The 14,356-nt window shown below is 58.2% G+C and carries 16 protein-coding genes; 6 read left to right on the top strand and 10 right to left on the bottom strand.

Going from position 1 to position 14,356, the window contains the following annotated elements:
- Window positions 1-138: 138 nt before the first annotated feature.
- The 9 genes from hycI to hycA form a co-directional block, all read right to left on the bottom strand.
- Complete coding sequence (gene hycI / locus QOT07_RS12480) at window positions 139-609, bottom strand: hydrogenase maturation peptidase HycI (RefSeq protein WP_099062021.1); 471 nt, start codon at window positions 607-609, stop codon at window positions 139-141.
- Window positions 602-1,018, bottom strand: coding sequence for a formate hydrogenlyase maturation HycH family protein (locus QOT07_RS12485; protein ID WP_099062022.1), 417 nt, complete (start codon window positions 1,016-1,018; stop codon window positions 602-604). Before QOT07_RS12485 ends, hycI begins: the two co-directional genes overlap by 8 nt.
- A complete protein-coding gene (locus QOT07_RS12490) occupies window positions 1,015-1,812 on the bottom strand; it encodes an NADH-quinone oxidoreductase subunit B family protein (protein ID WP_099062023.1) in 798 nt (265 codons plus the stop codon). Before QOT07_RS12490 ends, QOT07_RS12485 begins: the two co-directional genes overlap by 4 nt.
- Window positions 1,809-2,354, bottom strand: coding sequence for a formate hydrogenlyase complex iron-sulfur subunit (locus tag QOT07_RS12495; protein ID WP_099062024.1), 546 nt, complete (start codon window positions 2,352-2,354; stop codon window positions 1,809-1,811). Before QOT07_RS12495 ends, QOT07_RS12490 begins: the two co-directional genes overlap by 4 nt.
- Window positions 2,355-2,366: 12 nt before the next feature.
- Window positions 2,367-4,070: a hydrogenase large subunit gene (locus QOT07_RS12500; protein WP_207976809.1), complete on the bottom strand. Its 1,704-nt coding sequence runs from the start codon at window positions 4,068-4,070 to the stop codon at window positions 2,367-2,369.
- A gap of 22 nt (window positions 4,071-4,092) precedes the next feature.
- On the bottom strand, window positions 4,093-5,028 hold the full coding sequence (locus QOT07_RS12505) for a respiratory chain complex I subunit 1 family protein (protein WP_283603260.1): 936 nt from the start codon (window positions 5,026-5,028) through the stop codon (window positions 4,093-4,095).
- A gap of 10 nt (window positions 5,029-5,038) precedes the next feature.
- The gene (locus tag QOT07_RS12510) at window positions 5,039-6,907 is read right to left on the bottom strand and encodes a proton-conducting transporter transmembrane domain-containing protein (protein ID WP_283603261.1); all 1,869 of its coding nucleotides are present in this window, start codon (window positions 6,905-6,907) and stop codon (window positions 5,039-5,041) included.
- Window positions 6,907-7,521 (bottom strand): 4Fe-4S dicluster domain-containing protein, encoded by a 615-nt coding sequence (locus tag QOT07_RS12515; protein WP_283603262.1) that lies wholly within the window; start codon window positions 7,519-7,521, stop codon window positions 6,907-6,909. Before QOT07_RS12515 ends, QOT07_RS12510 begins: the two co-directional genes overlap by 1 nt.
- A gap of 87 nt (window positions 7,522-7,608) precedes the next feature.
- Window positions 7,609-8,076, bottom strand: coding sequence for a formate hydrogenlyase regulator HycA (gene hycA / locus QOT07_RS12520; RefSeq protein WP_099062029.1), 468 nt, complete (start codon window positions 8,074-8,076; stop codon window positions 7,609-7,611).
- Window positions 8,077-8,339: 263 nt separating this feature from the next.
- On the opposite strand from hycA, the gene hypA reads away from it, so the two are divergent.
- The 6 genes from hypA (at window position 8,340) to flhA (ending at window position 14,059) form a co-directional block, all read left to right on the top strand.
- Complete coding sequence (gene hypA, locus QOT07_RS12525; RefSeq protein WP_099062030.1) at window positions 8,340-8,684, top strand: hydrogenase maturation nickel metallochaperone HypA; 345 nt, start codon at window positions 8,340-8,342, stop codon at window positions 8,682-8,684.
- A gap of 15 nt (window positions 8,685-8,699) precedes the next feature.
- Entirely contained in the window at window positions 8,700-9,494 is a 795-nt protein-coding gene (gene hypB / locus QOT07_RS12530; protein ID WP_283603264.1) for a hydrogenase nickel incorporation protein HypB, read from the top strand.
- Window positions 9,485-9,778 (top strand): HypC/HybG/HupF family hydrogenase formation chaperone, encoded by a 294-nt coding sequence (locus QOT07_RS12535; RefSeq protein ID WP_085116814.1) that lies wholly within the window; start codon window positions 9,485-9,487, stop codon window positions 9,776-9,778. Before hypB ends, QOT07_RS12535 begins: the two co-directional genes overlap by 10 nt.
- Window positions 9,765-10,892, top strand: a complete 1,128-nt coding sequence (hypD, locus tag QOT07_RS12540) for a hydrogenase formation protein HypD (RefSeq protein ID WP_099062033.1) — start codon at window positions 9,765-9,767, stop codon at window positions 10,890-10,892. The genes QOT07_RS12535 and hypD overlap by 14 nt, the downstream gene beginning before the upstream one ends.
- A complete protein-coding gene (gene hypE / locus QOT07_RS12545; RefSeq protein WP_283603266.1) occupies window positions 10,889-11,902 on the top strand; it encodes a hydrogenase expression/formation protein HypE in 1,014 nt (337 codons plus the stop codon). Before hypD ends, hypE begins: the two co-directional genes overlap by 4 nt.
- 90 nt (window positions 11,903-11,992) lie before the next feature.
- The gene (gene flhA, locus QOT07_RS12550; RefSeq protein ID WP_261417285.1) at window positions 11,993-14,059 is read left to right on the top strand and encodes a formate hydrogenlyase transcriptional activator FlhA; all 2,067 of its coding nucleotides are present in this window, start codon (window positions 11,993-11,995) and stop codon (window positions 14,057-14,059) included.
- Window positions 14,060-14,132: 73 nt separating this feature from the next.
- Here flhA and QOT07_RS12555 read toward each other — a convergent pair whose 3' ends face one another.
- Window positions 14,133-14,354, bottom strand: coding sequence for a hypothetical protein (locus QOT07_RS12555; RefSeq protein ID WP_099062036.1), 222 nt, complete (start codon window positions 14,352-14,354; stop codon window positions 14,133-14,135).
- Between the last annotated feature and the right edge of the window lie 2 nt (window positions 14,355-14,356).

Consider the following 14,356-nt stretch of genomic DNA (forward strand, 5'->3'; position numbering starts at 1 on the left):
TCCGGGTATGACAATGGATAGGTTGTGCCTCGGATTAGGCATAAAGCATGCCAATCCTGAAAATCAAGTAAAAGCAGTGAGTTAGCCTGGTGATGACGAAGTGTCCGACGGCATGTCGACACAAATGACGATGCCGTGTCAGACATTCGTCACCACCAGGGGCGAGTAGCCGCCGTTAATCGGCCAGTCATGCAGGCGTTGATGCAGCCGGGTCACCGCCTGCTGTACCGCCGCGCCGATCGGGTAGTAAAACGCCACTACCTCGGGCTGAATGCCGATAAAGGTGATCTCCGGCACCGTTTCGCGCAGTTGGTCGATCAGGAAATTGAGCGGCAGGTTATGGGTGGTCATGATGAACATGTCGGCGATGTCTTTTTCATCGATCACCCGGGTTTCACCCGCCGCCAGCCCCATGTCGGTGGCATCGACAATCACCAACCGATCGGGGCGCAGTTCGCGGATATGGCCAATGTCGTTCTCCGGCGCGGCTCCGCCGTCAATCACCGTCCAGCCGGCGGGGGGATTACCGGCACAGAGTTCCGCCAGCAGCGGTCCGGCGCCGTCATCTCCCATCATGCAGTTGCCTACACACAATAAAACGTCAGTCATCATGCCTCCGGACCATCAGGTAAATGGCGGGTTCGTTTTCAATCGACTGCAGCAGGGCGATCAGTTGCTGGCTCCAGTCTTGCTGTTGGGCGCTCATCTGCGGGGCGGCCCCGCTCAACGCGGTGGCCAACAGGTGGGTGTGGCTGCTGTCGATACAGATCTCACCGAAGCGGTCGACCCCTTCCAGTTTGCGCCGGGCGGTGCTGTCGGCGGGCAGTTGGGCCACCCAGCCGTGGAACCCGGCCAACGGGCAGCTGATTTTGGCCTCCAGACAGTCGATAACCCCCAGATGATGGCCGATCGCCAGGCTGTAATAGATCACCTCCTGGGCTTTGGGCGGGGCTTTTTTCTCCTGCACGAACTTGCGGCTCAGGGAGTAAAACACCACCTGCGCATGGGAATGGCTCATAGTCGCAGCTCCCCACGCAGTACCCGCTGATAGATGCCCTGCAGGTTGCCGACAATCTCACTCAGGCGCAGATCGTCCTGCTGTTGCAGGTAAGTGCTAATGCGCTGTTCGACCGGCAGGGGGCTGTCTGCGGCCAGCAGTTGCATAAACTGATCGGCGATCTGACGGCCATAGCGATATCCGGCCATCCGCCGGGCTTCCCGATCCAGCAATACCCGCAGTGGCTGGGGCAATGCCGGGTGCAACAGTCGGGTGGCTTCGCCATCGGTTTCATCATGCTGGCGACCTTTGATTTTTTGATCCAACAGGCCGAGCGCCATGGCAAAACCGTAAATGGTGGCCGCCGGGGTCGGCGGGCAACCGGGAATATAGACATCGACCGGGACGATGCGATCGGTCCCGCCCCATACGCAGTACAGATCGTGGAAGATGCCACCGCTGTTGCCGCAGGCACCGTAAGAGATGCTGATTTTGGGATCGGGCGACGCCTGCCAGGCGCGGATCGCCGGGATCCGCATGGCGCGGGTGACCGCGCCGGTAAACAGCAAAATATCGGCATGGCGGGGTGAGGGAACCACTTTGATACCGAAGCGTTCAGCATCGAACAGCGGGGAAATAGCGGCGAAAATCTCGATTTCGCAGCCATTGCACCCCCCGCAGTCCACCCGGTAAACATAGGCCGAGCGCCGGATATCTTTCAGCAGGGTGGTTTTCAGCTTGGCGATACTTTCGTCGAGGGTGATCGGCACCGGCAGGCCATTTTCGTCGCGAGGGCCAATCAGTGGCGGATTCATGAGATGACCTCCCGGGTCAGATGGCGGCCAATGTCAATGCGATCGGCCTGGGTCAGGTTTTGCTGCTGTTTGCAGGCCGGGCAGGTTTCAAACTGCGTGCGGCGCGCGGCGGTTTCGGTACTGTTCAGTCCAAGCAGCGCAATGGCATAATCAATTTCCTTCTGCGACGCGTAGGGCTTGCCACACTGGCGACAATGGCAGAGGGCGAAATCGGCTTGCTCGTACAGATCTTCTTTGCGCCACACCGCCAGTTCGAACTGTTGCGAAAGCCGGATGGCGGCGGTGGGGCAAACCTCTTCGCAGCGGGCGCAAAAGATGCAACGTCCGAGAAACAGCTGCCAGCGTATCGTGCCGTTGCTCAGGTCTGTCGCCATGGTCAACGCATTGGACGGGCAGGCGTTGGCGCAGGCACCACAGGCAATACATTGCTGTGGGTTGTATTCGGGTTTGCCACGAAAGTTCGGGTCAATCACCAACGGCTGGGCCGGATAGGCCACGGTGGCTGGCCCGGTTTTCAGCACTTTTTTAATCAGTTTCAGCATGATGGGCTCCGGTTAGAACGGTTTGTTTTTCCGTTCGATGCCATAACGCTCAATCTCTTTGTACGGCACGATGATGGACTGGCGTTTGCGCACGTCGACGATGGTCATGCGGTCGGTACAGGAATAGCAGGGATCCAGACTGCCGATGATCAGCGGGGCGTCAGAAACCGTGTTACCGCGCAGCATGTAACGCAGGGTCGGCCAATTGGCGTAGGTCGCGGCCCGGCAGCGCCAGCGGAACAGCTTCTGGTTGTCGCCGGTCATGCTCCAGTGGATGTCGTCACCGCGCGGGGCTTCGGCAAAGCCCAGGGCAAAGCGGTGCGGGATATAGGTGAAACCGTCCACCGCCAGCGGCCCGCTTGGCAGACTTTGCAGCCCGAACTCGATGATACCGAGCGAGTTGAACACTTCGTGAATACGCACTTTAAGCCGCGAATAGACGTCGCAGCCGTCCTCCACGCACAGTTCTACCGGCAGCTTGGCGTAACCGGCAAACGGATGGTCGATGCGGGTATCGCGACGGTGGCCGCTACCGCGGATCATTGGGCCGACGTTGCTGTAGTCGCGGGCAACCTGTGGATCGAGACGGCCAACCCCGACGCTGCGCTGTTCGGTGTTTGGCGTGCTGAGCAAGATATCGACCAGATCCACCAGTTCACTGCGCATTTGCGCCGCCAGCCGCAGGGTTTGCAGCATGTCGTCTTTCAGAATGTCGCGGCGGATGCCGCCAATCAGGTTCAAACCATAGGTTTTACGCGCACCGGTCAGGATTTCAGCCATCTTCATCGACTGTTCACGCACCCGGAAGAACTGCATAAAGCCGGAGTCGAAACCGACGAAGTGGCAGGCCAGCCCCAGATTCAACAGGTGGCTGTGCAGGCGCTCCACTTCCAGCAGGACTGAGCGGATCATCTGGGCGCGCTCCGGCACCTGAATGCCCATCGCGTTCTCCACCGAACTGGTGTACGCCACGCTGTGGGTAAACCCGCAAATGCCACACACCCGGTCCGACAGGAAGGTCACTTCGTTGTAACCCATGCGGGTTTCGGCCAGCTTCTCCATTCCCCGGTGCACGTAGAACAACCGGTAGTCGGCATCAATGATGTCTTCACCGTCGACGAACAGCCGGAAATGGCCAGGTTCATCCGAGGTGATATGCAGCGGGCCAATTGGCACCACGTTGGCTTTGCTACCGGCCAGGCTCTGGAATGGATAGGTTTCCACGTCGGTGGTGGGGGCAGGCCGTTGGCGATAATCCATGGCGTCTTTGCGCAGCGGGTAGAGATCGTCCGGCCAGTCATCCGGCAGTACCAAGCGGCGTTCGTCCGGCAGGCCAATCGGGCGCAGGCCATACATGTCGCGCACTTCGCGTTCACCCCAGACGGCCGCCGGTACCCGTGGCGTCACGGAAGGGAACTCCAGCGTTTGGGCGTCGACTTCGGCACGCACCGTGATCCAGCACTTGGTGCCTTTCTCCATCGACAGCACGTAATACAGCGCATAACTGCCACACAGCGTGCGTTCATCGTTACCAAACAGCACCGACAGCCAGCCACCTTGCTGGTAATACAGCCATTCCACCACTTCCGGCAGCGCATTGAGTTTCACGGTGACCGTCAACTGATCGGCCGTTTGCCATTCTGCTGCCAGCATGGCGGCGGGGAACTGTTGCTGCAATGCCGCCAGATAGTGCTGGCCTTGATGTTCGTTAGTCATTATTGATTGCCTTAATCATTATTCAGCCGACGACCAGCCAGGAAACCAGCGCCAGAAAAGCCAGCCCAAACCCGGCCCAGGTGGTACGGGCGGTTTTCAGGAAGCGCAAACGTGCCACGCTGTTTTCGATGAGTGCGATCAGAGTCACCGCACACAGCAGCTTGAACAGCGCCAGTACCAGCCCGATCAACAGTTGTGGGGCGCTGAGCTGTGCCGCTTGCCCCCAGGGCAGGAACACGCCGAGGAACAGTTGCAGTACCACCAGTTGTTTGAGGCTGATGCCCCATTTGATGATGCCGAGCTCAACGCCGGAGTATTCCGTCAACGGGCCTTCCTGCAGTTCTTGTTCGGCCTCGGCCATGTCAAACGGCAGCTTGCCCATCTCGATATAAGTGGCGAATGCGCAGGCCAAACCGGCCAGCAGCAGCGCTAATCCCGCGTGATGCGGCAAACCCAGCAGGCTCTGCACCATGGCACTCAATTGGGTGGAACCGGCGACCAGTGCCGTCACCCACAGACCGAGCAGCAGGATTGGTTCGACCAAAATGCCCAGCACCGCTTCGCGGCTGGCGCCGATGGCGGTAAAGGGGCTGCCGGTATCCAACCCGGCAATGGCAAACACAAAGCGCACCACGGCAAACAGATAGATCAGCGTGATCACATCGCCGATGGCGGGCAGCGGTGAGGCGGTGGTCAACATCGGCAGCGCACAGGCGATGGCCAGCAAGGTGCCGGTCAGCAAGTAAGGCATGGCGCGAAATGTCAGGCCGGAAGCCCCCGGTGCCACGCTTTGGCGTTTAAGCAGTTTGGCGATATCACGGTATTCCTGTAATACGCCGGGGCCGCGACGGCTATGGATGCGCGCGCGTAGCACCCGGCTGATACCGGCAAATAGCGGGGCAATAGCCAGTAGCAGCAGAGCCTGCGCCAGTCCGAGTAATACATTGGGATAGGTCATTGTCATCTCCTCAGGCAAAAGCCACGACCAACAGCACCGCCAGCTCTATGGCGGCCAGGCCACGGCAGAAGGCCACGAATGCGTTACGGTGTAACCCATTACCGAAGTTTTCCGGCAGCCAGCGACGCAGTTGATACAGCGGGGCAAACATCACCCGCAGCGGTTGAGCAAAGCCGGTCGCGGTGATCACCATCGCGTCTTCATGCCCATAGCCGCAGGCCCAGGCGCTGCCTTGCACCCGACGAGGTTGGCGACGTGCCTGATAACGCGCCGCGATCAACAACGGCAGTAGCGGCATCGCCAGCAATAAAATGGCGATCAGCGGGGTAGAAACCAGCGTGCCGGTGACGGAAAGCGACTGCTCGGTCGTCATGCCGGTCAGGCGGGCAAACAGCGGAATGATCCAGGGCGCACCCAGGCCGCAAACCAGACACAACAATGCGGGCAGTGCATGGCTCAGCGTCAGGCAAAGGTTGGCCTGAACGGCATTCGCGGCGGCGGCACAGCGTGGTGCTCCCAGACAGGCAACACCAAAGACCTTGCTGACACACATCACCGCCAGCGCGCCAGTCAGGGCCAGGACCACGGCCAACAGCGGGCCGAACAGATGCCCAATAAAGCCGGGCGCAGCGCTGAAGTGGAACAGCCCCTGGTAGATCAACCATTCACTGGCGAAACCGTTCAACGGCGGTAATGCCGCCATCGCCACCAGGCCAATCAGCAGGGAAACGGCGGTCCAGGGCATCAGCCGTGCCAAACCGCCCATTTTTTCCATGTCCTTCAGCCCGGTCTGCTGTTCAATCGCTCCTGCCGCCAATAGCAATGCGCTTTTGAACAGGCTGTGATTCAGCAGGTGGAACAGGCTACCAATCAGGGCGAAGGCGGTCAGTAACGGCAGTTGCAGCGCCATACCGACCATGGCTCCCCCGATCCCCAGCAGGATGATGCCGATATTTTCCAGCGTGTGGTAAGCCAGCAAGCGGCGCAGATCGTGTTCCATCAGCGCATACAACCCACCGAAAAAGGCGGTGCCGGCAGCCAACAGCAGCACCAGTAATCCCCACCACAACGGCGGCGTGCCCAGCAGATCCAGTCCGACTTTCAAAATACCCAGCAGGCCGACCTTCATCAGCGCGCTGGAAAACAGCATGGCGGCGGAGGCGGGCGCACTGCTGTGGGACTGCGGCACCCAGGCATGTAACGGCATCACCCCGGCAAAAATGCCAAAGCCGGCCAGCGCCAGCAGGAAAACGCCGTTGCGCAGCGCATCCGGCAATGGCGTGGCGCGGATCTCGCTGAACTGCAGGCTGTGGCTGTGGGAATAGATCAATGCGAAGGCGAGCACCAACAGCAGGGTACCTGAGCGCATCAACAAGAACTGGCTATGCCCGGCGCGCAGGCTTTTAGCGCTCGGGGCATGGACAATCAGGAAATAGCCGCACAGTGCCGCCAGCTCGAGTAACAAAAGCAAAGCCAGGGCGTTATCGGCCATCACCGCGGCGCTTAATGCCGCCAGCATCAGATTGATTAATCCAACCTGTCGGCCACGGGCGCGCGGGTTCAGCCTGGATAAGCTGCCTGCGTGATACAGCGCGGCAAAGATCCCGCTGAGCGCCATCACCAGCAGCAACAGGGCGTTAAGGCCACTGATTTCCACTGCGTAATGCAACCAAGGCAAACGATCGCTGTGCAGTGGCGCAAACAGCATTTGCAGCGCCGCCAGCAGCGAAGCGACAGCACAGAGCAAGGTGCCGCCACTCAGCAGGACGCTGATGCGTGACCAGGGGGCCAATAACCAGCCCAACAGGGCGCAGAGTAAATACCCCACCAATGCCGGCGTCAGCAGCAACAACGGTTCGGGCAGAAGGGCATACATCATCAATTCGGCTCCTTGTGGGATCCAGGGGCGGCGGCGAACGGCAACTCGGCGCTGAGCGCCTGCATGGCGTTGCGCCTTTTCTGTTCGCTGGCGTTGCGTACGTCCCGGTCAGTGACCAGCCGGATAGCCTGGGTTGGACAGGTGCGGATACAGGCCGGGCCTTCGGGGCTGAAGTCGCAGAGATCGCACTTCACCGCCACGGCACGCACACCGGGCACACAATCCAGGAAGGCGCTGATCGGGCGTGGTGCCTTGGCCGCCGGCAGTGCCAGCGGGGTGTTGCAGTCGCTGGGGATCGCCAATGGGCTACTGCCGCCGAAGCCAATCGCCCCGAACGGGCAGGCAATGCCGCAGAGTTTGCAACTGATGCACAGGCTTTCGTTCAGTACGATGGCGTTATCCTGATGACGAATGGCGTTGACCGGGCATACCTGTGCACAGGGAGCATCCTCACACTGGTGGCACATCACCGGGGCCGAGTCGCGGGCGTTACGTATCACCTGCAAGCGGGGTAATGCCTGCAAACCTTGTTGCCGGTGTTCCGCAGAACAACTGGCCATACAGGTATTGCAGCCAATACACAATTTGGGGTCCGCAATAATAAAGCGGTTCATGCACACTCCTTGCTTCGTCATTTATGACGAAATCGTCAGTAAAAAATGACGCTTCGACAGTTTTCTGTCGGTGATTAACGCCGACGGTCAGACGGGTAAGGTTATTTTCTTCAGTGCATCATGAATGGCGTGGCCGTCATGCAGGGAATCAAACAGGCATTGATAAATAACGGCGATCTTATCCAGATAATGATCAAATACCGCCTGCATATCGCGGTTGTTTATTACACCGTCGATATTGCCATTTTCATCCAGCGTGGCATGGGCGAATGGGGCAAAGTTTTCCGGCTCATGGGCCGTGGCCAGATTAATGCGGTAGCAAATATCACGGCTGTAAAAGCCCTCGCTCAGTTGGATACTGACCGTAAAGTGGTTGAACAGGACAAAGCGCAGATCGTTTTCCTGCCCGTAGGTAAACTGATGATTAATCTTCTTTTTGGTGGTGGTCACCGCCTTGACCAGTGTGCTGTGGTAAGTCTGCCACTGCGCCATCAGGCGGTTGCTTTTGTTGGCGATATAATCGGCCTGACTGGTTACTTCACTGATTGTACTCATTGTCGTCACTCAATATTGATGGTCGTTGTCGAAATAGCTCCGGGTCAGCGAGTTAAAGCATAAAGCGTGCCAAGCTCCGGTAAATTTCATTATTTCCTTTTAATTCAATTATCAGGATTAAATTAACCCGCCAGCCGGTTAGGCAATAAACGGGTTAATCACTGACGATGACATGACGCTCGACAAATATGTCATTGGCGACTTGGCACCCTATTTGCAATGTGAGGTAAATAACGCGTTTTATCGCCATTACCGGAGGCCGGATGCACGAAATAACCTTGTGCCAACATGCGATGGAAATAATGCAGCAACAGGCTAACCAACATCATGCGCAGCGTATTACCGCGGTGTGGTTCGAGATTGGCGCATTTTCCTGTGTCGAAGCGGAGTCATTGAGGTTCTGCTTTGACATGGTGTGCCGCGACACCCTGGCCGAAGGCTGCGAACTGCATCTGATCGAACAGAAAGCGCTGTCCTGGTGTTATGACTGCCAGGCCGACGTCGAGTTACTGATGCCGCAGGTGCTGGTTTGTCCACACTGCTCCGGGCGCAACCTGCGGGTGCAGGCCGATGATGGTTTGCAGATAAAACGTCTGGAAATTGAATAACAGAGGGGAACGACTATGTGCAGTACCTGCGGATGTGATCAGGGCGAACTGACGATTGAAGGGGAAGTGAAGGTGCCATTCCGCCCGCAACGCAATGTGCAGGGCGATCTGCATTACGGCCTGGGGTTGGCGGGCACCCATGCGCCGGGCATCAGCCAGCGCCGGATGCTGGAAATTGAAACCCGGGTACTGGATAAAAACGATCGCCTGGCGGAAGGTAACCGGCAATATTTTGCCGGGCAACATATTCTGGCGCTGAATCTGGTTTCCAGCCCCGGCTCCGGCAAAACCACGCTGCTGACAGAAACCTTGCTGCGGCTGCGTGGTCGGCATCCGTGCGCGGTGGTGGAAGGTGACCAGCAAACCACTAACGATGCAGAACGCATTCGTGCCACCGGCGTCCCAGCGATTCAGGTGAATACCGGGAAAGGTTGTCACCTGGATGCGCAAATGGTTCACGAGGCTGCCCGACGTCTGGAACTTAAACCCCATAGCCTGTTGTTTATCGAAAACGTCGGCAATCTGGTTTGCCCAGCCAGTTTTGATCTCGGGGAACGCCATAAGGTGGCGGTGCTTTCGGTCACCGAAGGGGAAGACAAGCCACTCAAGTACCCGCATATGTTTGCTGCTGCCCGGGTGATGCTGCTCAACAAAATCGATCTGTTGCCGTATTTGAACTTCGACCTGGCCACCTGCATCGACAATGCGCGACAGGTGAACCCGACCATTGAGGTGATTACCCTGTCGGCGACCAGCGGCGAAGGCATGGATCAGTGGCTGGCCTGGCTGGAGGAGCAGCTATGTGCATAGGCGTTCCCGGGCAGATCGTGGCGCTGGATGAAAAGCAGCCCCAGCACGCCTGGGCTGAAGTCTGTGGCGTGCAACGGGAAGTGAACATTGCGTTGGTGCGTCAGGACGGTGAGCCGAGAGAGGCGATGATCGGCTGCTGGGTGCTGATCCACGTGGGCTTCGCGATGAGTCGCCTTGACCAACAAGAGGCCGAGGAGATGCTGGCGGCACTGCAGGCGATGGGGGAAGTGGAGCAGGACGTAGCGCTGTTTCTGGCGGGGGAAGGCAACCATGCATTACGTTGATGAATTCCGCGATCCACAACGGGTAAAAACCCTGCTACAGCATATCCGGCAGCGAGCGGTGCAGTTGCCGTTTACCGCTGAACGCCCCTTGCAAATCATGGAGGTTTGCGGTGGCCATACCCATGCCATTTTCCGCTTTGGGCTGGATAAACTGCTGCCTCCACAGATTGAATTTATTCATGGCCCCGGCTGCCCGGTTTGCGTGTTACCCATGGGCCGTATCGATGCCTGCTGCGAAATCGCCGCCCACCCGGAGGTGATTTTTTGCACCTTCGGCGATGCGCTGCGGGTACCGGGCAAACAAGGCTCGTTACTGCAGGCTCGCGAGCGCGGGGCCGACGTGCGGGTGGTTTATTCGCCGTTGGATGCCCTGATGCTGGCGCGACAAAATCCCCAGCGGCAGGTGGTGTTCTTTGCCCTGGGTTTCGAAACCACCATGCCGGTCACCGCGATCACTTTGCAACAGGCCCGGCTGGAAGCGCTCGACAACTTCAGCGTGTTTTGCCAGCACATCAGCCTGATCCCCACCTTGCGCAGCCTGTTGCAACAGCCGGATGTGCGCATCGACGGTTTTCTGGCGCCCGGCCATGTCAGCATGGTTATCGGCACCGAGCCCTATGACTTTATCAGCCGGCAATACCACAAGCCCCTGGTGGTAACCGGTTTTGAACCGCTGGATATCTTGCAAGGGGTGATGATGTTGATTGAACAGTTCGTCGGGCAGCAGAGCCAAACCGAAAACCAATATCGGCGGGTGGTGCCGGAACAGGGCAATCTGTTGGCACAGCAGGCGATGAGCGATGTTTTTGTGCTGGGCGGCGGCAGCGAATGGCGCGGTCTTGGCACCATTGCCGACTCCGGCATTGCCCTGACCGCTGCCTATCGTGCCTTTGATGCAGAAAGACGCTTCCGTCCGCAGCATCGGCAGGTGGCTGACGATCCTCATGCCCGCTGTGGGGAAGTGCTGACCGGGCGCTGCAAACCGCGAGATTGCCCGTTGTTTGGCCGTGGCTGTACGCCACAAAACGCCTTTGGTGCGCTGATGGTATCTTCAGAAGGGGCCTGCGCCGCCTGGTACCAATACCGCCGTGAAACAGAGGAAACCCCGGCATGAATAACGTGATTACCATGGCTCACGGCAGCGGCGGCACAGCGATGCAGCAACTGCTGGATGAGCTTTTCTTGCCAGCCTTCGCCAACCCACAGTTGGATCAGCGCGAAGATCAGGCCCGACTGGATTTGGCCGAGTTAACCCAACAGGGCGATCGGCTGGCATTTACCACCGACAGCTACGTGATTGACCCGATTTTCTTTCCGGGCGGTGATATTGGCAAACTGGCGGTTTGCGGTACGGCTAACGATCTGGCGGTCAGTGGTGCATTACCGCGTTATCTCTCCTGCGGGTTCATCCTGGAAGAAGGTTTGCCGTTGGCCGATTTACAGCGGGTGGTGGCTTCGATGGCCGCCACCGCACAGCAGGCCGGTATTCGCATTGTCACCGGGGATACCAAGGTGGTGCAGCGGGGGGCCGCCGACAAGCTGTTTATCAACACCGCCGGTATTGGAGTGATCCCCCCGGGCCTGGATTGGGCGGCGACCCATATCCGTGTCGGCGACACCGTTATTGTCAGCGGCACCCTGGGCGACCACGGGGCGACTATCCTCAACCTGCGGGAAAAGCTGGGCATGTCGCTGGACGTGATCAGTGACTGTGCGGTGTTGGCTCCGTTAATCGCGCCATTGCGGGCCATTAACGGCGTGCGGGCACTGCGTGATGCCACCCGTGGCGGGGTGAACGCCATTCTGCATGAGTTTGCTCGTGCGGCCGGTGTGGGGATCGAGGTGGAAGAGAATCTGCTGCCGATAACGCCGGCGGTTCGGGGCATTTGCGAATTGCTGGGGCTGGATGCCATCAACTTTGCCAACGAGGGAAAACTGGTGGTGGTGGCCGCACCTGAGGCCGAACTTGCAGTGCTGGCTGCCTTGCAGGCTCACCCGTTGGGCAAGGCCGCTACGGTGATTGGCCGGGTGACGTCAGGACGTCAGGTGAGGCTGCAAGGCGCTTATGGCATCAGCCGCCTGCTGGATTTGCCGCATGCTGAACCTTTGCCGCGCATTTGTTGATCCGGTCGGGGGAGAACCATGCCGCCCAGCGTTACACTTTGTGACGTGACTCACTAACATCATCATCGCGACTCAGGCAAGTGATAAACAATGTCGAATGCACAATTAGAAAAACAAGAATTACTCGAAATAACTCGTACGCTGCTCAGTCAGCACAGCTTTGCCGATCTGTTACGGCAACTACGCCAGCTGCTGCAACGTCAGCAACTGGCCGACAATGTGACATTGGTGCTGTTTGACCCACACAGTGAGCGCGTGTGTTTTCATGGGCTGGACGCGCAGCGGCAGCCGGTTATCTATCAGGATGAAACCCTGCTGGCTAACGGACCGGTCAGCCGGTTACGGCAGAGCCCACTGGCACAACGTTGGCAGAGTGAAGATCTGCATGCGCGTTACCCACAAATCAGCGCCCTGGCGTTGTACCCATCCTTTAGCCACTATTGCCTGATGCCACTGCATGCCGGTGGCAGCCTGATTGGCGGTTGCGAACTGTTACGCAATAGCGCGCAACCTTTCAGTGATGCGGGTCTGGTGCAGTTACAGACGCTGATGGAGTTGGTCGCGTTGGCGGCAGAGCAGATCACATTGCGTGAGCAGGCAGAAACACGCCAGCGCCAGTTGCGCCATGAGCGAGACGATTACCGTGTTTTGGTCGACGTGACCAACGCGGTGCTGTCAAAGCTCGATCTGGATGATTTGATTGGCGAAATCTCAACGGAGATCCACCGTTTTTTCAAGATCGACGCCATCAGCATGGTGTTGTGTGTCGATAAAACCGATCAGGTGACCATCTACTCCACGCATTATTTGCAAGACGACGTGGTCGAGCGCCAACAGTACAGCGTGGCGCTGGCAGGAACCTTATCGGAACAGGTGATGCAGAGCGGCGAAATGCTGCTGCTGAACCTCAAGCATTCCGATCGCCTGGCGGCCTATGAACGCCAACTGTTCGATCTCTGGCATGATCAAATCCAAACGCTGTGCCTCTTGCCACTGGTGTTTGGCAAAAAGACCCTGGGCGTATTGAAGCTGGCACAGTGTCAGCCGGACAATTTCAACGCTGCCAATCTGCGGGTGTTGCAGCAGATTGCCGAACGTATCGCCATTGCGGTGGACAATGCGTTGGCCTACCAGGAAATCAATCGGCTCAAAGAGAGCCTGGTGCATGAAAACCTGTATCTGACCGAGCAAATCAACGGCAATAACCCGGACTTCGGTGAGATTGTCGGGCGCAGCGTGGTGATGTCTGCGGTGCTGAAACAGGTCGAAATGGTGGCCAAGAGTGACTGTTCGGTGCTGATCCTCGGCGAAACCGGCACCGGTAAAGAATTGATTGCTCGCGCTATTCACAACCTGAGTGAGCGGCGTGACCAGCGCATGGTGAAAATGAACTGCGCGGTGATGCCGGCCGGTTTGCTGGAAAGCGATTTGTTTGGTCACGAAAAGGGATCCTTCACCGGGGCCACCAACCAGCGGATGGGGCGTTTTGAACTGGCGGATAAAGGAACGCTGTTTCTGGATGAAGTGGGGGAAATCCCCGTCGAACTGCAGCCTAAACTGCTGCGGGTATTGCAGGAGAGGGAGTTTGAACGGGTAGGCGGTAACAAGGTGATCTCGGTAGATGTGCGTCTGATTGCCGCCACCAACCGTGACCTGCAGCAAATGGTGGCCGATCGCGAGTTTCGCAGCGACCTGTTTTACCGGCTGAATGTGTTCCCCATTGTCATCCCTCCCTTGCGTGAGCGGCCGGAAGACATTCCGCAATTAGTGAAGTTTCTCACCTATAAAATCGCACGGCGGATGAAGCGCACCATCGACAGCATTCCGGCCGAGACCCTGCGTCTGCTGAGTCAGATGCCCTGGCCGGGCAATGTGCGCGAGCTGGAGAATGTCATCGAACGGGCGGTATTGCTGACGCAGGGTACGGTACTTAATCTGGAGTTGCCCGAACTGCGCTATCCGGTGCCTTCGATGGCCTTACCCTTGCCGGCAGCGGAGCCGATCCAGGCGGGAGAAGACGAACGCCAGCGGATTATCCGCGTGCTGAAGGAAACCAACGGCGTGGTGGCCGGCCCCCGTGGTGCCGCGCAGCGTCTGGGGCTCAAACGCACTACGCTACTTTCACGCATGAAGAAGTGGGGGATTTTGGTCAAGTAATCGGATGGGGTAATTAAAAGGCCCAAGTCCGGCGGAGTCTCCGGCTTGGGCCTTGCTTGTCGCTTAATTTGAGTTAGGGTGTCACTTCATCAATCTCATGCGGTCTTTGCTTGCGCAGCAGATGCAGCAGTAAAGACACCCGTCGCTCCGTCCGTTCCGGGGTATCCGGCGGCAAGTTATAGCGCAGGGTATAACGCTCGTTTTTTTCATTGAAGAAATCGATAACCAGTACCGGTATCGAAGCCCCAACCACTTTGCGATAATTCAATGAGATCGATGACAGGTCTCGTTTCATGA

It is taken from the genome of Serratia proteamaculans, assembly GCF_949794035.1.
GTDB classification, from domain to species: Bacteria; Pseudomonadota; Gammaproteobacteria; order Enterobacterales; family Enterobacteriaceae; genus Serratia; species Serratia proteamaculans.